We start from the raw sequence: 20,759 nt of genomic DNA, 5'->3' as shown, positions 1-20,759 counted from the left end.
TCCTAGAGGATTTAAAACCATGATTGTTGGTTTTTTGTACCTTTCCGTTAGCATTACTTGCAGTATACTAGTATCAATAATTTTAAGAAAAAACATATACAAAAAAATAAATCTTAGCGACGTCGTTTTTATAAACTATGCGACAGCTACAATAATTAGTTTATTTTTTTTTAAAACAAATACAAAACACCTTATATCAGTTATAAATAATAATCTATATATCATATTAATGATAGGGTTCTTATTACCGATAGGTTTTATATCAATGGCACAATCAATAAGATATTTTGGAGTGACCAAAAGCGAAATATTTCAACGTATGTCTATAGTAATTCCTATAATTGCTTCCTTTACTATATTTAATGATGATCTATCTACTATAAAAATAATTTACATAATTATTGCTATATTTTCAATATTTTGTTTACTAGATAAACAACAAGAATATAAAATTATAGATGAAAAAAAATTCTATCAATTCAAGTGGCCTATGTTAGTATGCTTCACATATGGACTAGCTGATATTTTATTTAAAAAAATAAGTAGCAATAACGTATTCACAAGTTGTTTATGTCTATCTTTTTTAATAGCTAGCTTTGTAATGGCAATATATATTACATTTACAAAACAGTTTTTTTTTAGCAAAAATAATATTATCAACGGAATATTATTCGGAACTCTTAATTGGGTTAATATATCTTCGTATATAAAAGCTCATAAATACTTATACGATATGCCATCTACTGTATTTGTAGTAATGAATTTAGGAGTAATTATATCAGGAACTATTGTTGGAACTGTATTTTTCAAAGAAAAGCTGAATAAAAATAATATACTTGGCATATTTATAGCAATATTGTCAATTATTATAGCCATAATTATAAGATAATAGTGGTGGGGTGTGCGGGAATCGAACCCACGACCAATTGATTAAAAGTCAACTGCTCTACCGGCTGAGCTAACACCCCAATAGCAATTTCCAAATTATACTACATTATTGTTATATATATCAATTAAATTATTAGTGTGATAATTTAATTGATATATATGTAGAGTATAAGATAATCTTAAATAATTACTGTTACGCTGATATAATAAACTAATTTTCTAATTCATAATCATAAATAACAAAATATATAACTGATAAATGTCGAACGATATTAACTCAAAATCCTTACGTCTAAGCAATATACAATTATCTAATATAATGGATATAGCATCTGATGCTGCAAAATCTGGAGCGAAAATACTACAGTATTATTTCCATCATCTCAAAAAGCTTATAGTACACAGTAAAAACGATAATGATTTATTTTCTCAAGCTGATAAAGAATCAGAACGTGCAATCATAGATAAATTAACTATTAATAAAAATAAATACGGCATCATAACAGAAGAATCTGGAGGAAATATAGGAGAAACAGCAACATGGTATATAGACCCTCTTGATGGATCCACAAATTTTATACATGGAATACCACATTATTCGATATCTATTGCTTTAGTTGCTCACGCTGGAGCATTTATTAACGAAATAAAACTAGAAAAGGATACTCCAATATTAGGTGTAATATACGATCCATGCAGAGATGAAATATTTACAGCTATATTAGGTCACGGAGCATTATTAAATGGAAAAACAATAAAATGCTCAAACACTAAAGAGATAGGTGAATCCATAGTATCTACTGGTTTACCATATAATAATTGTTTGCATCATGAAAAACAGATGAGTATATTAAAAGATATTTTAAAAAATACTAGAAGTATTAGAAGAATGGGATCAGCTGCCTTAGATCTAGCATGGATTGCTTGTGGTAGGTATGATGGATATTGGGAATTTGGTTTATCAGCATGGGATGTTGCTGCTGGAACGATAATACTAAGAGAAGCTGATGGAATATGCGAAGATATAACAAAAATAAATCCATGGCCTTCTAATAATGGCTGGATTTTAGCTGGTAATAAATCAGTTTATATTGATTTGCTGAACATGATTAAACCTACAATAAGTAAAATCAATTAATTATTTTAATTTTTTATTGCAAAAAACTATTGATATGTTTATAGAAGGACAAATTTCAAAATAATTACATTATAAAGTTAATAAAATTATGCAAATACTTACAAAATCTACACAAGAAATTAAGGAACATGATCTGGTACTAAAATTAATGCCAATGCCATCAGACTCAAACATTAATGGGCATGTATTTGGTGGATGGACGATGTCACAAATTGACATAGCAGGCTCAATACTAGCAGCTAAAATAGCTGATGGTAAGGTAGCTACTATTGCAGTTAACTATATTCAGTTTAAAACTCCTATATTAGTTGGCGATCTAATAAGTTTATATGCATCAATAGTAAAAACTGGAAACACGTCTATCACAGTATCTGTGGAAATTTATACTCAAAAAAGACCTTTCAATCATGAATCTGTGAAAGCCGTTGAGGCCAAATTAACTTATGTCGCAATAGATAAACAAGGAAATAGCCGCCCTCTTACATCCATCTAATAAAAAAATGAAAAAAATTACTAGTGACTCACAAAAAAAATCCGTGGTAATAAGAAGATTAGATCACGATGATGTTAAAAGTGCTCTATTAGAGATACAAGAATATTTTAAAAAACATCAATATGAAAATGATGTAGAAATAAATATCTCAAATGATTTAAACAAAATCAATATAGTCCATGAACTAGGATCATTGATCAATTCACTTCATAATGCTGATATAGCATTCATTTTAGAGTCGTTGCCAAAAGATAGAAGACTTATCATATGGTCTCTGGTTGATAAAAATCACAAACCTAATGTTCTTATAGAAGTAGAGAACTGGGTAAGAGAATCTCTCATCGAAGTAATGAGCTGGCATGATTTGGTTACTGTAACAAGTACAATGGATGCTGATGAACTAGCATATATATCTACAGATCTTCCGCCAGAAGTCATAGTAGAAGTTGAAAAAAGACTAAACGATGAGGAACGTACTAGACTATTAGAAGCAATGGCTTATCCTGAAGAAAGCGTTGGCGCTCTTATGGATTTCGAAATGGTTAAAGTAAGAGAAGATGTAACACTTGAAGTTGTCCTCAGATACCTTAGACGATTACAAGAACTTCCTGATCACACGGATCAAATATTCGTAGTCGATAGACAAGATAAACTACAAGGAGTGTTACCACTAGTAAAAATATTAGTTAGCGATCCCAGTAATGATGTTGACGATGTAATGATTAGAGATTTTTTGACTATAAATCCTTTAGATTCAGATACCGATGCCGCTGCTGCTTTCGAAAGATACGACCTAGTTTCAGCTCCAGTAATAGATGATTATGGTAGATTAGTTGGTCGTGTAACAATAGCGGATGTTGTTGATGTTATTCAGGAGGACTCAAATGCCCAAGCTTTATCAAGAGCTGGATTACAAGAAGAAGATATATTTGCACCTATAACAACTGCTATATTAAACAGAGCTCCATGGCTTTTAGTAAATTTATTCACAGCTTCTATTTCTTCATTCATAGCATCAAGGTTTGAACATACAGTAAGCAAACTAGTTGTTCTTGCTTTTCTTATGTCTATAGTAGCTGGAATAGGAGGAAATTCTGGCAATCAAACTATGACGATGGTTATCAGAGCACTTGCTACAAACCACATTACAGAGAGAGATCTATTCCCATTACTTAAAAGAGAAATGATCCTTGCATCCTTCATAGGTACTAGTGGAGGAATAGTTGCAGCTATATTTGCTTGGTCTATGTCAAATTCAGTTTTAATAGCACTGGTAATAATGGGAGCAATTATATGCAACGTTCTTATAGGCACTTTGGTAGGAGTAATTGTTCCTATGCTTAGAACCCACTTTAATAAAGATCCTGCTATTGGGTCATCAGTTCTTCTAACTTTCGCTACTGATTCTTTAGGATTTATAATTTTCCTAGGATTATCTACAATATTTTTACTGTAATCTATACTATCAGATCATTTTCTAAATGATCTGATAAACGAATAAATTGATCAACTGAAATATCCTCAGCTCTATCTTCGGAAGATATCATTATTTTAGACCAATTAATATTACTCGACAATTCCTTTAAGGAGTTCCTTAACGTTTTTCTTCTTTTTGAAAAAGCTGCTGAAACTACTTTTTTAAAAAATGAGTAATTATTTGGTCTATTACGATTACCTGATAATGGAATTAACCTAACTATGGAAGAAAATACTTTAGGTTTGGGATTAAATGACTCTGGAGAAACATCAAATAATTTTTCTATTTTATATCGCTCTTGTAACATTACAGAAAGACGTCCGTAATTTCGACTAGAAGGTGTAGCTACCATTCTATCTACAACTTCCTTTTGAAGCATAAAATGTTGATCTATTACAATATCTGCAACAGACATCAAATGAAAAAGTAAAGGAGTAGATATATTATAAGGCAAATTGCCTACTATTCTAATATTACTTCCAAACAAACTAAAATCTTGAACTATTGCATCATTTTCAATGAGTATTAATTTTTCAGAAGAATGTCTGTTCCTCAAAATTTGAGCTAGATCTTTATCTATTTCGATAGCAATTAAACGATCCAATTTATTCAAAAGAGGTGATGTCAAAGCAGACAAGCCAGGACCTATCTCTATAATAGAATCATTACTTTTAGGATTTATAGCAATCATGATTTTTTCTATAATGCTAGCATCCACTAGAAAATTCTGTCCAAAACGCTTACGCGACTTAAAAATCATCATGACTTTTTTGCTTTAATTTATTTTATAACCTATTCTCTATAAAAGAGCATGTTTTTAGATTTTTAAGCCAATTATCAAATATGTACTGTGCATTCAACTCAATAAGGTATTCTCTTGCCCTAATACGCTTATTTTCATCAAATAGGTCTTTTTTTCTAACATCATTAACCTTTATCAAATGGTAACCACATGATGATTTGACAACACTACTAATTTGGCCAGGATCTAAATTATTAATAACATGATCTAACTCCTTAATGATAGAACCAGGAGTTATCCATCCTATATTACCTCCCTGAGAAGCGGTAACATCTTCAGAGTATTTGTAGGCCATATCATTAAAATTTTCTTTACCTGAAATTATATCATAACGAATATTCTCTAATTTATTAATTGTTTCTTTTTCATTAAATATTTTATGAAATTTGATCAATATATGCTGAACTTCTTTTTGAATTATTGAATCACTTTCTTTCCTATCTAAAATCTGATTAAACTTTTTAAAAAGAATATCATCTCCTTCTATATTACAAGGATTTATATCATTTATTTTTATGATATGAAAACCACTAGGACTTCTAAAAATCTCACTAACCTGCCCTATATCTAGATCTTCTATAGCTTTAACAAATAATTCTGGCCAACAATCTAAAGGTTTAGTCCCTAAAAAATTTATAAAAGATAAATAAGAATTATTAGAAAATTCAACAGAAAGATCATTAAAATTTTCTCCAGATATTAATCTATCCCTAATCTCTTTCAATATTTCATATGAATCATCAACAATCTTATCTGAAAAATTTTGTGATGGCTTAAATAGTATCTGTGACAAAGAGTATAGATTTTTATAACTTTTTCTATTTTTTAAAAAATTATCAGAACTTTTATTTCCGTTATTCAAATCAGACAGAAAACTATCTATGTCTAGATCTATGATTTGCAGTTTTTCCTCAACAAGATGCTGCTTTAAGCTATTAAAATAAATTGCATTTCTAACGTTGTATAAATATATATCCCAAGGTGTAGAATCATCTATTTCAACTTTTGACTTAAACAAATCTAAAGTCAGTTTATAATCATCTGCCATGCCTGCTATAACAGTATTTAATTTATTATCATCAACAAGAATTCCTATCTTATTAGATTCTTGTTTTATCAATTCACAATCAATCATTTGATCTAGTAACTGAGTACGCAATACAAACTTATCCGGTACATTAATCTTGTTTTTAATGAAATTATTAATAAAATAATTCTCAATCTTAACCAAATCGCTTAATTTTATTATGTTTTGATTTACTATAGCTACTATCTTATCCTCATATAGCAAATCATTTGCAAATGCTACAAACGAAAACATTATTACTAATATAGCGTAACCAAGCATTAATATAATTTTAATTGATTTAATCATTCTTAAGTATCAAAAATTGAGTTCTAGAAATTATCATTGTACTGTTTGATAATCAAAAATATTATTTTCTAAAAGATTTTTCATGTCTGTGCCTATGGCACCAATACCTCTGAGCTCTAGCTGAAAAAATAACGTGTTATTAATATTACCATTAAATAAACTATAACGATGAAATACTAACCTATTAGTCCAAGATTCATCTTTTTTATATTCAAAACCTATTAAAAATTTTGGAGCACTAATTTGTTTATCACCTTCTTTATTGCAACTGTGTAAAATATCTAATCTACCTATGCCATAAAATTTTTCCGAAAGAGGCCATTGGAAAGATAATACAACAGTCTTCAGACTATATTGCATATCATTTTGAGATTTATATAATATATTAACATTTGCTGACTTTTTAGGATTCCATCTAATACTTGTTAAATAATTACATAAATTATTCTTATATAAATCATAATCAAAACATGCTTCAATTACTGTGTTATTTGATGGAGATGTTTTAAACGACATTAATAAATTAGAATTAATATTATTAGATAAAGTCTCCCCTGGAATAAATACTTTCTTATTGTCTAAAAATATTCTATTTGCTGCAGAAATAGACATCCTTTCAAATTCTGAATAAGTATCATCGTAGCTAGCCTTCAAGAGAAAGGTTATATGATTAGCATCAGATATTCTATCCCATCCTCCATCATAAACATTTTCATCAAAAAGACTTTGAAAACTAAAATCAACTAAGTTTGTATCGTAACAAGGCACATCTTCCTGATTATAATATGGAATATATAAATAAGAGAATTTTGGTTCTATAATTTGTTTAAAAGACTTTTTGAATATATTCACATTGTTAATACAAAAAGCACCACCACTTAAAGAACATATTGGAACAACTCTGGATTTATAACAAGAGTTAATATTATATTCTGACAGATGTACTCCGAACTTAGGTGTTATATAATAAGAGCCATTTATTATATTATAGTGAACACTTGGGTAAAACTGTAAACGATTACCACTGTCATTTAATAAATCTCTAACATAACTAGACCTGACTAGTTTTACCATATTGATATCAAAATCAAGACCTAGCTTTTCACAAAAGTAATCATGATACCTAATAGAAATTTCTGGTAATCTTTTATAGTAAAAATTACTTTCAATCCCATCTACCAATATTTGATAAGAAGATAATTTTATATAGCTATCGAAATGATTACCAAACCAACTCAATTTACTGATTTGAGACAAATATTTCTGATCATTGTTATCTTTTATATCTATAAAGAAATAATTATCTGATGCTCTTGAAATATCAAGATCTAATATTAGGTTATCTCTTATATAAAAACAATTCCTAAATTTATAATACCAACGATTACAACCAGTTACCCTATCTTTATGTATATAACTACCATCAACCATACCATAGTAATTGTCATTTACATATCTAAACTCGCTTGAAATAATAAATCCTCGTTTACTTGAAACTCTATTATGAATAGTAGCATCGCAGTACCTAGAAATATTCATGTAATATGGGATAACAAATTCATAACCATTTCCAGATACTAAACTATAGTTTGGCATTAAAAATCCAGATTTAGGCTCATCTTTTATTGGAAAACTCATGTAAGGCATATAAAAAATTGGTATATTACATAAATATAAACGAGCATTAATAAAATGAGCTATATTTTTATCAAAATCGAGTGTTACAGAACTAGACTTTGTGTACCATGATTCATTATAGTTTTCTAGTCCTGAATAAATAACATTATATAACTTAATTTTCGATTTATTGATTAAATCAACTTTGTCTGCTTCAGCATAAGCTTCATTATAATGTGACCTAAATTTAACATTATTTATATATCCATTAATCGCATCTATATTTATAAAAGCATCAGATCCAACTAATGTGCTGCTACCCAATCTAATATAGACATTACCATCAACATATATGTTACCTTTATCACTATAAAATTTAATATAATTTCCATTTATAACAGAATCCATTCTGCGAAATTGAGCATTGCCTACTAGGCTAAATGATCCATCTTTATTATTATTTATCTGATCAGCAGTCAAAAATAATGGTAGATCGCTAGATAATGAGTCATTATAACCAATTGAATCATTATTAATTATCGAGAAAGTCTGCAAATGATTAAAATCATCAACATGTGAGTGTTCAATCTGCTTTAGATCTTTTGAAATTATAGCTGATGATGCTGCATCAAAAAAAGTTAGCAAAAATAAAAAGACAGACGCTAAACTTATAAAAAAACGCACTGATCTGAGTCGCTTAAAAATATATATAGTTTAAATAACAATCATAAATAAAGATTGGATTATGCACAGTAATAGTAGAGCAACTTTAAAAAATATAAAATGCAAATAACCATATGGTGGGCTGTGAGTGACTCGAACACTCGACCTACGGATTAAGAGTCCGCTGCTCTACCAGCTGAGCTAACAGCCCAATTTCAAGCTAAGTTCTTTAATTCTACCTAATTAATCAAATAGTTTCAATAAATTTTAGTAAGATTTATTGAAAGAAGAAAAATCAAATCTTATAAAAAATAATTTCTCTCCCCTCTTGAATAAAAAAATATAGACCATACATAGTTCATATGGCTGGTTCATAATAAGCAACCAGTAATTTTTGATTAATGTAAAATTTAAACAGGAGTTTCTTATGGCTCTACGTCCCCTACACGATCGAGTAATCGTAAAACGTTTGGACAACGAAAGAAAAACTGCTTCTGGTATCGTTATACCAGAAAGTGCGACAGAGAAACCTGATCAAGGAGAAGTACTTGCTGTCGGTCCAGGTAAAAAAACAGAAGATGGTAAAATTTTACCGGTAGATTTAAAAGTTGGAGACAAAGTATTGTTCGGTAAGTATGCTGGACAATCGGTTAAGGTAGATGGTGAAGAATTGCTAGTAATCAGAGAAGATGAAATTCTTGCTGTAATTAACTAAACCATATTTATTTAATAAATTTATTTCCGAGGAAGCTAAAATGGCTGCCAAACAGGTTTTATTTGGAGATGACGCACGTGTTCGTATAGTGCGTGGTGTAAATACACTAGCTAATGCTGTAAAAACAACCCTAGGACCAAAGGGTAGAAATGTAGTTATTGAAAGGTCTTTTGGTGCTCCTATTGTTACAAAAGATGGAGTATCAGTTGCAAAAGAAATAGAATTAAAAGATAAATTTGAAAATATTGGCGCACAATTAGTCAAAGATGTTGCATCTAAAACATCTGATAGTGCTGGCGATGGTACAACAACAGCAACAGTGTTAGCTCAATCAATAGTACAAGAAGGATTAAAGTATGTTGCTTCTGGCTACAATCCTATAGACTTAAAAAGAGGAATAGACAAAGCAGTTATAGCTGCTGTAGAAGAACTAAAAAAGCAATCCAAGCAAATAACAACAAGCAAAGAGATAGCACAAGTTGGTTCAATTTCTGCTAATAGCGATGAGTCAATTGGTGACATAATTGCAAAAGCAATGGATAAAGTTGGTAAAGAAGGCGTTATAACTGTCGAAGATGGTAAGTCTTTAGAAAATGAGCTAGATGTAGTCGAAGGAATGCAATTTGACCGTGGATATCTTTCTCCATATTTCATTAATAATGCTGACAAACAAGTTTCAACTCTAGAAAACCCTTATGTTTTAATATATGACAAAAAAGTCAGTAACATTCGTGATCTTTTACCAATATTAGAACATGTTGCAAAATCTAGTAGACCATTATTAATTATAGCTGAAGATGTTGAAGGTGAAGCTTTAGCTACTTTAGTAGTAAACAATATTCGTGGAATACTAAAGACTACTGCAGTTAAGGCCCCTGGTTTTGGAGACAGAAGAAAAGCAATGCTAGAAGATATTGCTATACTTACTGGAGGTGTAGTAATCTCTGAAGAAACAGGAATGACTTTAGAAAAAGCATCTTTAGATGATTTAGGTCAAGCAAAACGTATAGAAATTGGTAAAGAAAATACTATAATAATAGACGGAGCTGGTGATAGCAAATCCATAGAAACTAGAGTTAAGCAAATTAGAGTTCAGATAGAGGAATCTACATCTGACTATGATCGCGAAAAGCTACAAGAAAGAGTTGCTAAGTTAGCTGGTGGAGTTGCTGTTATAAGAGTAGGAGCAGCTACAGAAGTAGAAATGAAAGAAAAGAAAGCAAGAGTAGATGATGCTCTGCATGCTACACGTGCTGCTGTAGAGGAAGGAGTTGTTGCAGGTGGTGGAGTAGCTCTACTTAGAGCAAAACAAGCTATTGCAAACTTAAAAGGAGATACTCCTGATCAGAATGCAGGAATTAAACTCATACTGCGTGCTGTGGAAGAACCTCTTCGTACTATAGTTAATAATGCAGGAGAAGAAGCTAGTGTTGTAGTAAACAATGTATTAAAGGGTACTGGTAATTATGGTTATAATGCTGCTACCGGAGAATATACTGATTTAGTTGCACAAGGCGTATTAGATCCAACCAAAGTTACAAGGACTGCATTACAAAATGCAGCTTCAGTTGCTAGCTTATTATTGACAGCAGAAGCAGCTATTGCTGAATTAGTTGAAGATAAACCATCATCAGCTGCACCTTCTATGCCAGGTGGTATGGGTGGTATGGGCGGTATGGGTGGCATGGGTGGCATGGATTTTTAATTATTAAATAATCTAGCTTTTAATATACTGCTATTTTGAAACATTATGATGCAATTTTTTATTTTTAAGAAATTGCATCATTTTTTATAACCACCACCTAATTAAATAGGCAAAATGAATACTGCAATATATCCAGGAACATTCGATCCCTTAACATTAGGACATGAAAATATAATTCTTAGAGCATCAAATCTATTTGATAGAATAATAGTTGCTATAGCCTCTAGCAGAAAAAAAAATCCTTTCTTTACTGTAGAGGAAAGAGTGAATATGGCTAAAAATATATTAGAAAAATATCCAAATATCGAGGTTGAGGGTTTTAGTGGATTATTGAAAGACTTTGTTTGCAAAAAAAATGCAAAATTAATAATAAGAGGATTAAGAGCTGCTTCTGATTTTGAATACGAATTCCAAATGGCAGGCATGAACCGTCAATTAATGCCAGACATAGAAACATTTTTCATGACAACATCTCCTGAATATCAATATATTTCTGGAAGCATAGTAAGAGAAGTTGCCCAGTTTGGAGGAGATATTAGTAAATTCGTTTGTCCTTATGTTGAGAATTGTTTTCTAAAAAAACAAGAAGAATCAAACAATGAAAACGAATCTAAATTTATGAATCATATATAATCAGCACTAGACATTAAATAAGAAATTCATTATATCTCCATCTTTTACAACATAATCCTTACCTTCAGAACGAACTTTACCAGCTTCTCTAGCTTTTATTTCTCCATTATATTTGATAAAATCTTCATAAGAGATAGTTTGTGCTCTTATAAATCCTTTCTCAAAATCTGTATGTATAACACCAGCTGCTTTGCTAGCAGTAGATCCTACCGGTATAGTCCACGCGCGAACTTCTTTAGATCCAACTGTGAAATAAGTTTGAAGACCAAGAAGAGAAAAAGCTGCTCTAATTAATCTGTCTAATCCTGGCTCTTTCAAACCCATGTCTTCTAAAAAAATCTTTCGATCTTCTTCAGACATATCGGCTATATCTTGCTCAACAGATGCGCATATTGTAACCATTGGGATATCTCTACTTAGAGAAAAATTTTTTAGTTTATCTAATAAAGGATTATTCACAAAACCATCCTCACTAACATTACCTATATACATAATCGGCTTCACAGTTAAAAAAGAAAAATTTCTTAATAAAGCCCAATCATCAATAGATAAACTTAAATCTCTAAGTGATTTATTATCGTTTAAATGTTCTAAACATCTATTTAACAGATGTATTGGTACGTTAGAAGAATTTTTTTGATTTTTAGATATAATTTTTTCTATAGTATTTAAATCTGCAAGAATTAATTCTGTTTCTATTACTTCTATTTCATTTATTGGGTCTACGTATCCGCTATAATGAATAATATTTGGATCATCAAAACAACGAACCACATTTAATATAGCATCAGTCTCTCTAATATGAGACAAAAACTGATTCCCTAGACCTTCGCCTTGACTAGCTCCTGATACTAATCCAGCTATATCAACAAATTCCGCAGTTGAATATATAATTTTTTCTGGATTTGCTATATTAGCCAAATTAACTAAACGAGTATCAGGAACCTCGACAATACCAACATTTGGCTCAATGGTACAAAAAGGATAGTTTTCTGCAGCTATCCCTGCTTTCGTTAGAGCATTAAAAAGAGTAGATTTACCAACATTTGGCAGACCAATAATACCGCATTGCAGAGCCATTTAAACTCCTTTAATAATTTTATTAAATTTACTACAAATTAACATGCTTTTTAACCGATGAAATTGCTAGTGCTTCTTAAAAAGAACCATATAATAATAGCAGGAGCAGCATTAAATATAGAATGTAATGATATAGAAGGTAAGATGCCTTTAGTCAATCTAATCCATCCAAGTACAAGACTAGTACACCATTGAGGCAATACAAGCAAAGGAATTAAATACCAATTATTAAAACTATAAAAAACAAAATTATTTATGTGTAATATAGCAAATATTATATTAGAGAAATGAAATAATGCTGGGAAACAATTGTATTTAACAATTACTGGATATCTGAACGAAATTAAAAATTTACTTATAAAAAAACATATTGCTAATAGCATAACTAAAGAGGCTATTGTAAAATAACTAGGGCCCATAAACAATATGAAAATAAAAAATGGAATCACTAATAGAACATGAATAGAACTAACCATCCAATATCTAAATAACATTTCCTCAATTATAGGAGCCCATACGATAGCAAAAAACAAAGGTATACTAGATTCAATCTTATGCCTAGCACCTATGATTTTGGCAGCGCTACACGCCAATGGTCCTAATATAAGTATATTTAAAAACCACAATAAGCAAGCCCATTTTACTAAATTAGTTATTGAAAATGTTTCAATGAAATTACTTTCATTATGTAACCAACCTGTATTTTTAGATAAAACTGTACTAGGATTCCTTATAAAATAAAAGAAATCATGCAATTCTGAATTAGAAATAATATTCATATATTCATATATTCATTATTGAAATTTTAACTACCTTTTTAAATATTTTCGTAGAAAATCAAAATCACCTTTTGCGAGACTATCAATTGAATTTCTAAAACAGTCTATGGCTAATTTAATATAGGAAAATTCCTCGTTATTTGGTTTGCTAAGTACAAAATCAGAAACATCTTGTCTTGAATTGAATAATCTAGGATGCCCAACACCAATACGTATCCTCCAAAAATCACTACTAGAAATTGAGTGCTGAATAGATCGTAGTCCATTGTGTCCTGCAGAACCACCACCCTGTTTGAGACGGATATCACCTGGCAATATGTCTAGTTCGTCATGTATAACTATCAGTTGTTTCGGTAATAATTTATAAAAATTCATTACCGAAACAACTGAAATCCCAGAGTTATTCATATAAGTGACAGGCTTTAACAAAAGCAAAGTATAAGATGGAGTCTTTACTTTAGATATTTGGCCAGAGAAAGCATTTTCATGACTAAATTTCACTTGAAAATCTTCCGCTACACTATCCACAACGCTAAATCCTATGTTGTGGCGAGTACCAATATACCTTTCTCCTGGATTACCCAAGCCAACTAACAAAGATATGTTACCATTACTCATTTATAATAAATAAAAAGATATTAAAATTGGTAATATATTTTTTTATTCTCCAGAATCAGAAGACTCAGATGAAGTTCCTGATTCTAATAAACCATCATCACTGCTTATAGCAGAAGCAAGTAACGGATTAGTATCTATACTATGAGAATTATAACTAACTCCAATAGGAAGTTTGACATCAGACAAATGTACAGAATCTCCTAAACTGACACCAGATAAATCTACATTTATGAATTGAGGTAGAAGAGCAGGCATACAAGTAATATCAAGCTCTGTTATAACATGCCTAATAATAGCACCGCCAATCTTAACCGCCGGAGAAATATCTTCATTTAGAAAATGTAATGGTACTCTTGTACTTATTTCCTGATTAGACTCAACACGTTGAAAATCAATATGAAGAACTTGCTGTTTATATGGATGCCATTGAACAGATCTCAATATTACCTGCTCGGCATCTTTGCCATTTATTTTAATATTTAGTATTGAGGAATGAAACTTCTCTTTCCTCAAAGCATGGTATATTTCATTATGATCTAACTCTATGGTCATAGGTAAAGAACTACCACCATAGATTATAGCAGGAACTCCACCAACATGACGCAGGCGGCGGCTCGCACTCGTACCATGCATATCTCTCAATAAAGCGTTAATTTCCACAGGGGGTAACTCCAAATAATAATGTTATTAATAAAATAAAGTATTATGCCGCGACCAACATAATATAGAACAAAACATAGAGCTAAATTAAAAATAAAGATGCTAACGACTCAGCATTGGAAATCCTAGAAATAGTATCTCCTAAAAGAGAAGCACAAGATAATTGTCGTATTTTATTTGAAGACAACCCTTCTTCAGATAAAGGTATAGTATCTGTAACTACTATCTCATCTAATAATGATGATTCTATCGATTTGATAGCATTACCTGATAGAACTGGATGAGTGCAATAGGCATACACAGATTTTGCACCATGTTCTTTTAAAGCTTGAGCTGCTTTACACAGTGTTCCAGCTGTGTCAACTATATCATCAACTAACACACAAGATCTACCTTTCACATCACCTATTATATTCATTACTTCAGATACATTAGGAAAAGGTCTACGCTTATCTATTATTGCTAACTCTATATCTAAGTGTTTTGCCAATGCTCTAGCTCTAACTACTCCTCCTATATCTGGAGAAACAATTACTAAATCACTTAGATTTTTACTTTTAATATCATTTAAGAGAATAGGACTGGCATAGATATTGTCAACTGGAATATCAAAAAAACCTTGAGTTTGTTCTGAGTGTAAATCCATTGTCAAAACATGATCTACACCAACTATCTGTATCATATCAGCAACTACCTTAGCTGATATAGAAACTCTAGATAAACGAGATCTACGATCTTGCCTAGCATATCCAAAATATGGAAGAACTGCACTGATACGGGATACAGAAGATCGCCTTAGTGCATCTACTATTACCATTAACTCCATGAGATTGTCATTAGTTGGAGCACAAGTTGATTGAATAACAAAAATATCCCTGCCTCTGACATTTTCATTAATCTCAACCATGACTTCTCCATCTGAAAAACGACCTATAGTCATCTTTCCTAAGGAACAACATAAATGGCTAGCAACATCCAAAGCTAATTTATCATTGGCAGTGCCCGTGAAGAGCATAAAGCTACGTTTCGTCATGATAAGCACACAGTAATAGTTTTAACAATGTAACAAAATAAAGCCAACAAAAGTTGGCTGGGAAGGAAGGATTCGAACCTTCGAATGCCGGAATCAAAATCCGGTGCCTTAACCAGCTTGGCGACTCCCCAATTTTTACTTCGCAACCCAATATTTCAATGGATGTTCTATAAGACCAACACAAGAACCTGTAAAAAGTAAATTGCTAGGCTTAAGAGATCCATATACTCTGCTCATTATATTATCTATTTTGCTCAATGCCAAAACAGATTCTGAAATATTATCATACTCCATGAAAAAACAAGACCCTGAGCCTGACATTTTGAATGAGAAACCAAATTGTTTAAAAAAAACAACGGTACTGTAAATATCAGGATATCTAATAAAAACAACATTCTCTAGATCATTTTTACCAAATAAATAGCTAGGATTATTCATAAACTGGGATATTGTAACACGTCTAGTATCTCTTTTCAAAATAGAATCTGAAAATATATCTTTAGTCTTCAAACTAATACATGGTTGAATGATAAGATAAGAGTTTATAGGTAAATTAACCTTATTTAATATATCTCCTGTGCCACTAGCAAAAGCATTATCTCCAAATATAAAAAATGGAACATCTGCGCCTAAAAGGCTAGCTAAATTCATTAATTCATTTCTATTAAGACCAGCAGACCATAATTTATTTAGAGCAATTAAAGTACTTGCTGCATCACTTGATCCACCACCAAGACCTCCTCCAATAGGAATTTTTTTCTCTAAGATAATATGAGCTCCTTTACTACTTCTTATTCGAGTTTTGAGTAATTTTGCAGCTTTAATAACTAAATTTTCTTCATCTAATATATTGTTGTTATTAGACATCTCGAAACTTATAACACCATCATTACGCAAATTAAAACTCAAATTATCTTGCAAATCTATTAATCGAAATACCGTTTGCAATAGATGATAGCCGTCTAAGCGGCGATCATTTATATGCAAGAATATATTTATTTTTGCAGGAGCTTTGACATCATATAAATAGCTCAAATTAATTGCCTATATTAGAACTAATTCTTAACTATTAATTTTATGGTTATAGAACTATTTTCTTGTTTTCTTTGCAGAATTATCTTTCTAGGTCCAAATACATCGTAGCTTGAAAGAGTAACCTCCCATTCAGATACTACAAAAAAATTTGTCTTATTAAACTTGTCTTTTGATAATTTTTCAGGAACGTCATTAAAAGCAAAGTAGCCTTTCAGCCATAATCTTAAACTATTCATAGGAATTTTGTAACCTAAGAATTGAGAAACAAGACTGTCAACATCTAAAGACTGAAGATAAAAACCATCGGCGGTTCTGAGCAAAGCATTTTCACTTGAAACTTTTAGATATAACTCTCTTTTTCCAAAAAAATTTGAAAGTCCCATTTCATAATATTCGTCATAATCATTCCAAAAAAAATTACCTTGAAATGCACGTAATGTTTTAGAATTTTCTTTTTCAACTATATAAAAACTACCAGTTCTCTCAAAGGCTCTATCATTTATCAAGCTCTTGTGCACACATGAGCTTGATAATAAACATAAAGCAAACAAAGAAACTGTATAAAATAATCTAGATAACATAATGATCTCATTTAAAACTGTTTTATCTCTGCACTTAAAAGCATAAAGATAATAGCATTATAAAACATTAATTAGATTTATTTATATTTGAAATTAGGACACAAATTAAATACTATTAGGTAAAAAATAATTTGATTATAGTGATAACATTAAAAAATAATTAACATAGTTATTATTAATTAGGAATAAGAATAAAAATGCCAGAACTACCAGAAATAGAGTTGCTAAAAAGAGAGATAGATCCTAGGGTAAAAAACAGAACTGTTTTAGAGTTTAAAGTTAGAAATTATAAACTAAGATGGCCTGTACCTGAATATCTTCCAAAAATTATAACCAATAAGAATATTTTGAAATGCTCTCGCAGAGGAAAATACTTATTATTTCATTTTGAACACGGTGTACAAATTATACACCTAGGCATGTCTGGCTCGATAAGATTTATAAAGGATGAACCTCCTGGCAAACATGACCATTTAGAATGGGTTTTTAATGAATCAATAATATTAAGAATGAATGATCCTAGGAGATTCGGAGCAGTACTGTGGCATGATCTAAAAAATGATGGCCAATTACATGAAAATAAAATTTTTAAGAATTTAGGCTTAGAGCCATTTTCATTAGAATTAACAGATGAGTATCTATATAAGAAACTCTCAAACAAAAAAAAATCCATAAAACAGATTATTTTAGATGGTCATATTATAGTAGGAGTTGGAAATATATATTCCTCAGAGAGCTTATTTAAATCAAGGTTGAATCCATTAATACCAGCCTCAGAACTTTCAATGAAGGATTGTGCTAAGATGATTACATCTATAAGAGAAACACTTAATGATTCTATTGGATCTGGTGGCAGTACTATAAAAAATTATGTAAGTACTAATGGAGAAAGTGGAAATTATATAAAAAATCACGCTTCTGTTTATGGTAGAGACGGATTACCTTGCACTTTATGCAACTCTAAAATAATAAAAATAAAGCAAAATGGACGTTCTACTTATTACTGCCCTAATTGTCAAGATGTAAATAAAAAAAAATAAACAAATCAAACATCTAAAATTTTCCCTGGGTTCATTATATTATTTGGGTCTATAGCCCTTTTTATAAGCCTCATCATGGACAATTCAGCAATACTCTTATACTTAGTTAATTCCCCTACTTTAAGAACTCCTATTCCATGTTCAGCACTTATCGATCCTCCAAAATCAGCTACCATTTTATGTACTAAATCATAAATATCATTTTGTAAAGATAGTAATTGATACTCACTTTGCCAACTTGCTTTTGCTATATTGTAATGCAGATTGCCATCTCCTATATGACCAAAAATTATATGCTTCACTCCTGGAAATACAGCTTGTACTAAATTATTTGTTTGTTCAACAAAGGACGATATGTTAGATATAGGAACAGAAATATCATGTTTAATTGCTTTTCCTAGTTCCCTTTCTGCTATAGGTATGCTTTCTCTCAACAACCACATTTCTTCATTTTGTTTAGAGCTGTTAGAAACAATAGCATCAAGAATTAACCTTTTTTCTATAGATTTTTCCAAAAAACTACTTATTGAGTCAATAATTTCATGCTCATTATTATCATGAGAGATCTCTATTAGTAAATACCATGGGGCCTTATTAATAAAATTCTTTGGCAAATTGATTAATTTCTGAACAAGCTCTATGCATAGACCACTCATTAGCTCAAATGCTGTTATTTTTGAACAAAAAAAACTACGGGAGTATGAAAAAAGACTAACTGCTTGTTCCAAAGAATAAACTGAAACCAAAAAAACTTTCTTACCTAAAGGTTTAGGAAATAATTTTAAGGTAGCTGCGGTTATTATTCCTAATGTTCCCTCACTTCCAATATAAAGGTCACGTAAACTGTACCCAGAATTGTCTTTCCGCAAACATCTTAATGCATTTACTATAGTACCTTCTGCATTAACAAATTCTATACCCAATGTAAGATCTCTAATATTACCATATCTCAAAACTTGAGTGCCTCCTGCATTAGTAGCCAAATTACCACCTATAGTACAGCTACCTTCAGATGCAAGACTTAAAGGGAATATTTTATTGCAATCTAAAGCAGCATCTTGAACCTTTTTTAAAACACACCCAGCTTCTACTGTTATGGAATTATTAATTTCATCTATATTTATAATGGAATTCATTTTTATAGTAGAAAGAACTATAGCATTACCAGAGTTATCAGGTATTGCTCCTCCACATAACCCAGTATTACCACCTTGTGGTACAATTGGCACATTATAGAAAATACATAAATTAACTAATGCAGCTATATCATTAGATGTTCTAGGCAAAACTACTGCAAGTGCACTTCCCTTGTATCGCTTACGCCAATCTATCAAAAATTTCTGCATCTGATATCCAGTAATAACACTTTCATTACCAAGTAACAGTTTAATATCTCGTAAGAAGCTCATAGGTCGATTAATATTTTTCTAATTAAATAGAAATAAACAGACAGTCAACAAACAATATCGCAATAAAAAGTTAATGATATATCCAATATTAAACAATTACTATAAAATGAAAATAGATTATGGAAATAATATAAAATCACAGTTAGTATAAAAATTATTCGATGCTAAATATAATAATTTAATTCATCACATAGTAATACATAATTAATTCAAAATATTTATTTCTTTTGATATGTACTAATACTTTTAAAGCAAACAAAAAACCTAATTAATTTATATCTATAGCCAATAAGTTAACTTTGTCATAAATTTAGACATTATTTTCATAGCCATCTTGGAAAGATATGATAGATTATCTGCACCAGCAATATCAGCTACTTCTCTATGATGCATCTCATCTTTTTGCATCTGTAAAAGAATAGACCTAGATTTGGAATCAATGTATGGTATTAATTTTAGATGTTCTTCTAGATGAGCTTCAACTTGTTTCTCTGTTTCTGACATAAAACCCAAATTTATAGAAGATCCATAAAAACTAACTATAAGTCCTAATAAAAAAGAACCAGTGTACCAAAACGGTATTAATACACTAGTACGACCTTTTAGTTCCTTGATTCTATGTGCACACCATACTAAATGATCAATTTCTTCCAAAGATGCATTTATAAATAAGTTTTTAATATTTTTATCATTGCAGGCAAAAGCCTGACCTCTGTATAAAGCTTGAGCACATATTTCCCCAACATGGTTTATTCTCATAAGTCTTGATACAAATAGATTTTCTTCATCAGACAATAAATACTCATCACAGATTTTTATGGAAGGGTTCTCTCTATAAGATTGAACTTTTCCTGATAATATATTCAATGAAGATTCTATTTCACAAATAATCATATCAAGAGTGCTAATCTTACGAAGATTTATAATATTATCGTTATTACTAGATAAAATTTCTTGCATATGAAAACCTTTCTAAATAAATATTTCTAATTATCTACGATAAACATCAACTGAAACT

The 20,759-nt window shown here is 30.5% G+C and carries 20 protein-coding genes and 3 tRNA genes; 8 read left to right on the top strand and 15 right to left on the bottom strand.

Going from position 1 to position 20,759, the window contains the following annotated elements; translation table 11 throughout:
- Positions 1-19 precede the first annotated feature (19 nt).
- Entirely contained in the window at positions 20-889 is an 870-nt protein-coding gene (locus CONE_RS00575) for an EamA family transporter (RefSeq protein ID WP_015396825.1), read from the top strand.
- A 3-nt stretch (positions 890-892) separates the two neighbouring features.
- Here the strand turns inward: CONE_RS00575 and CONE_RS00570 are convergent.
- Positions 893-968 (bottom strand) — tRNA-Lys (locus tag CONE_RS00570).
- Positions 969-1,147: 179 nt separating this feature from the next.
- Here CONE_RS00570 and CONE_RS00565 point away from each other — a divergent pair.
- The 3 genes from CONE_RS00565 (at position 1,148) to mgtE (ending at position 3,975) form a co-directional block, all read left to right on the top strand.
- Positions 1,148-2,026 carry an inositol monophosphatase family protein gene (locus tag CONE_RS00565; RefSeq protein WP_015396824.1) on the top strand — a complete coding sequence of 293 codons (879 nt, stop codon included), beginning with the start codon at positions 1,148-1,150 and terminating at the stop codon, positions 2,024-2,026.
- An 88-nt stretch (positions 2,027-2,114) separates the two neighbouring features.
- On the top strand, positions 2,115-2,519 hold the full coding sequence (locus CONE_RS00560) for an acyl-CoA thioesterase (protein ID WP_015396823.1): 405 nt from the start codon (positions 2,115-2,117) through the stop codon (positions 2,517-2,519).
- Between the two features lie 7 nt (positions 2,520-2,526).
- Positions 2,527-3,975, top strand: coding sequence for a magnesium transporter (mgtE, locus tag CONE_RS00555; protein ID WP_015396822.1), 1,449 nt, complete (start codon positions 2,527-2,529; stop codon positions 3,973-3,975).
- A gap of 1 nt (position 3,976) precedes the next feature.
- On the opposite strand, the gene rsmA is transcribed toward mgtE, so the two are convergent.
- The 4 genes from rsmA to CONE_RS00535 form a co-directional block, all read right to left on the bottom strand.
- Complete coding sequence (gene rsmA / locus CONE_RS00550; RefSeq protein ID WP_015396821.1) at positions 3,977-4,759, bottom strand: 16S rRNA (adenine(1518)-N(6)/adenine(1519)-N(6))-dimethyltransferase RsmA; 783 nt, start codon at positions 4,757-4,759, stop codon at positions 3,977-3,979.
- A gap of 22 nt (positions 4,760-4,781) precedes the next feature.
- Entirely contained in the window at positions 4,782-6,173 is a 1,392-nt protein-coding gene (locus tag CONE_RS00545) for a peptidylprolyl isomerase (RefSeq protein WP_015396820.1), read from the bottom strand.
- A 33-nt stretch (positions 6,174-6,206) separates the two neighbouring features.
- Positions 6,207-8,474 (bottom strand): LPS-assembly protein LptD, encoded by a 2,268-nt coding sequence (locus CONE_RS00540; protein ID WP_015396819.1) that lies wholly within the window; start codon positions 8,472-8,474, stop codon positions 6,207-6,209.
- Between the two features lie 114 nt (positions 8,475-8,588).
- Positions 8,589-8,664: transfer RNA gene (locus CONE_RS00535), tRNA-Lys, on the bottom strand.
- Between the two features lie 216 nt (positions 8,665-8,880).
- Here CONE_RS00535 and CONE_RS00530 point away from each other — a divergent pair.
- From CONE_RS00530 to coaD, 3 genes are all read left to right on the top strand, one after another.
- The gene (locus tag CONE_RS00530; RefSeq protein ID WP_015396818.1) at positions 8,881-9,168 is read left to right on the top strand and encodes a co-chaperone GroES; all 288 of its coding nucleotides are present in this window, start codon (positions 8,881-8,883) and stop codon (positions 9,166-9,168) included.
- 40 nt (positions 9,169-9,208) lie between these two features.
- Positions 9,209-10,873 carry a chaperonin GroEL gene (gene groL / locus CONE_RS00525; RefSeq protein WP_015396817.1) on the top strand — a complete coding sequence of 555 codons (1,665 nt, stop codon included), beginning with the start codon at positions 9,209-9,211 and terminating at the stop codon, positions 10,871-10,873.
- Positions 10,874-10,987: 114 nt separating this feature from the next.
- Positions 10,988-11,506, top strand: coding sequence for a pantetheine-phosphate adenylyltransferase (coaD, locus tag CONE_RS00520; protein WP_015396816.1), 519 nt, complete (start codon positions 10,988-10,990; stop codon positions 11,504-11,506).
- A 6-nt stretch (positions 11,507-11,512) separates the two neighbouring features.
- Here the strand turns inward: coaD and ychF are convergent, their stop codons facing one another.
- The 8 genes from ychF to CONE_RS00480 form a co-directional block, all read right to left on the bottom strand.
- The gene (ychF, locus tag CONE_RS00515) at positions 11,513-12,586 is read right to left on the bottom strand and encodes a redox-regulated ATPase YchF (RefSeq protein ID WP_015396815.1); all 1,074 of its coding nucleotides are present in this window, start codon (positions 12,584-12,586) and stop codon (positions 11,513-11,515) included.
- A gap of 50 nt (positions 12,587-12,636) precedes the next feature.
- Positions 12,637-13,365, bottom strand: a complete 729-nt coding sequence (locus CONE_RS00510; RefSeq protein WP_015396814.1) for a hypothetical protein — start codon at positions 13,363-13,365, stop codon at positions 12,637-12,639.
- 30 nt (positions 13,366-13,395) lie between these two features.
- A complete protein-coding gene (gene pth, locus CONE_RS00505; protein ID WP_015396813.1) occupies positions 13,396-13,983 on the bottom strand; it encodes an aminoacyl-tRNA hydrolase in 588 nt (195 codons plus the stop codon).
- Between the two features lie 42 nt (positions 13,984-14,025).
- Positions 14,026-14,643 carry a 50S ribosomal protein L25/general stress protein Ctc gene (locus tag CONE_RS00500; RefSeq protein WP_015396812.1) on the bottom strand — a complete coding sequence of 206 codons (618 nt, stop codon included), beginning with the start codon at positions 14,641-14,643 and terminating at the stop codon, positions 14,026-14,028.
- 82 nt (positions 14,644-14,725) lie between these two features.
- On the bottom strand, positions 14,726-15,676 hold the full coding sequence (locus CONE_RS00495; protein ID WP_041862189.1) for a ribose-phosphate pyrophosphokinase: 951 nt from the start codon (positions 15,674-15,676) through the stop codon (positions 14,726-14,728).
- 54 nt (positions 15,677-15,730) lie between these two features.
- Positions 15,731-15,807 (bottom strand) — tRNA-Gln (locus CONE_RS00490).
- 4 nt (positions 15,808-15,811) lie between these two features.
- Positions 15,812-16,711, bottom strand: coding sequence for a 4-(cytidine 5'-diphospho)-2-C-methyl-D-erythritol kinase (gene ispE / locus CONE_RS00485; RefSeq protein WP_015396810.1), 900 nt, complete (start codon positions 16,709-16,711; stop codon positions 15,812-15,814).
- A gap of 20 nt (positions 16,712-16,731) precedes the next feature.
- The gene (locus CONE_RS00480) at positions 16,732-17,292 is read right to left on the bottom strand and encodes an outer membrane lipoprotein LolB (RefSeq protein ID WP_015396809.1); all 561 of its coding nucleotides are present in this window, start codon (positions 17,290-17,292) and stop codon (positions 16,732-16,734) included.
- Positions 17,293-17,489: 197 nt separating this feature from the next.
- Between CONE_RS00480 and mutM the strand changes: the two genes are divergently transcribed.
- On the top strand, positions 17,490-18,332 hold the full coding sequence (mutM, locus tag CONE_RS00475; protein WP_015396808.1) for a bifunctional DNA-formamidopyrimidine glycosylase/DNA-(apurinic or apyrimidinic site) lyase: 843 nt from the start codon (positions 17,490-17,492) through the stop codon (positions 18,330-18,332).
- Between the two features lie 5 nt (positions 18,333-18,337).
- Here mutM and CONE_RS00470 read toward each other — a convergent pair whose 3' ends face one another.
- Both CONE_RS00470 and coq7 read right to left on the bottom strand, forming a co-directional pair.
- Positions 18,338-19,741 (bottom strand): FAD-binding oxidoreductase, encoded by a 1,404-nt coding sequence (locus CONE_RS00470; RefSeq protein WP_015396807.1) that lies wholly within the window; start codon positions 19,739-19,741, stop codon positions 18,338-18,340.
- 279 nt (positions 19,742-20,020) lie between these two features.
- Positions 20,021-20,701: a 2-polyprenyl-3-methyl-6-methoxy-1,4-benzoquinone monooxygenase gene (gene coq7, locus CONE_RS00465; protein ID WP_015396806.1), complete on the bottom strand. Its 681-nt coding sequence runs from the start codon at positions 20,699-20,701 to the stop codon at positions 20,021-20,023.
- Positions 20,702-20,759: the final 58 nt, after the last annotated feature.

It is taken from the genome of Candidatus Kinetoplastibacterium oncopeltii TCC290E, from assembly GCF_000340865.1.
Lineage (GTDB): Bacteria > Pseudomonadota > Gammaproteobacteria > Burkholderiales > Burkholderiaceae_B > Kinetoplastidibacterium > Kinetoplastidibacterium stringomonadis.
Note: the sequence above shows the minus strand (reverse complement) of the source record. Positions and strands in the feature narration are given on the sequence as shown.

Excerpts from the sequence above, each read along its gene's own strand:
- CONE_RS00575 (WP_015396825.1), top strand. The coding sequence starts at position 20 with ATGATTGTTGGTTTTTTGTACCTTTCCGTTAGCATTACTTGCAGTATA.
- CONE_RS00565 (WP_015396824.1), top strand. The coding sequence starts at position 1,148 with ATGTCGAACGATATTAACTCAAAATCCTTACGTCTAAGCAATATACAA.
- CONE_RS00560 (WP_015396823.1), top strand. The coding sequence starts at position 2,115 with ATGCAAATACTTACAAAATCTACACAAGAAATTAAGGAACATGATCTG.
- mgtE (WP_015396822.1), top strand. The coding sequence starts at position 2,527 with ATGAAAAAAATTACTAGTGACTCACAAAAAAAATCCGTGGTAATAAGA.
- rsmA (WP_015396821.1), bottom strand. The coding sequence starts at position 4,759 with ATGATGATTTTTAAGTCGCGTAAGCGTTTTGGACAGAATTTTCTAGTG.
- CONE_RS00545 (WP_015396820.1), bottom strand. The coding sequence starts at position 6,173 with ATGATTAAATCAATTAAAATTATATTAATGCTTGGTTACGCTATATTA.
- CONE_RS00530 (WP_015396818.1), top strand. The coding sequence starts at position 8,881 with ATGGCTCTACGTCCCCTACACGATCGAGTAATCGTAAAACGTTTGGAC.
- groL (WP_015396817.1), top strand. The coding sequence starts at position 9,209 with ATGGCTGCCAAACAGGTTTTATTTGGAGATGACGCACGTGTTCGTATA.
- coaD (WP_015396816.1), top strand. The coding sequence starts at position 10,988 with ATGAATACTGCAATATATCCAGGAACATTCGATCCCTTAACATTAGGA.
- ychF (WP_015396815.1), bottom strand. The coding sequence starts at position 12,586 with ATGGCTCTGCAATGCGGTATTATTGGTCTGCCAAATGTTGGTAAATCT.
- CONE_RS00510 (WP_015396814.1), bottom strand. The coding sequence starts at position 13,365 with ATGAATATTATTTCTAATTCAGAATTGCATGATTTCTTTTATTTTATA.
- pth (WP_015396813.1), bottom strand. The coding sequence starts at position 13,983 with ATGAGTAATGGTAACATATCTTTGTTAGTTGGCTTGGGTAATCCAGGA.
- CONE_RS00495 (WP_041862189.1), bottom strand. The coding sequence starts at position 15,676 with ATGACGAAACGTAGCTTTATGCTCTTCACGGGCACTGCCAATGATAAA.
- CONE_RS00480 (WP_015396809.1), bottom strand. The coding sequence starts at position 17,292 with ATGTTATCTAGATTATTTTATACAGTTTCTTTGTTTGCTTTATGTTTA.
- mutM (WP_015396808.1), top strand. The coding sequence starts at position 17,490 with ATGCCAGAACTACCAGAAATAGAGTTGCTAAAAAGAGAGATAGATCCT.
- CONE_RS00470 (WP_015396807.1), bottom strand. The coding sequence starts at position 19,741 with ATGAGCTTCTTACGAGATATTAAACTGTTACTTGGTAATGAAAGTGTT.
- coq7 (WP_015396806.1), bottom strand. The coding sequence starts at position 20,701 with ATGCAAGAAATTTTATCTAGTAATAACGATAATATTATAAATCTTCGT.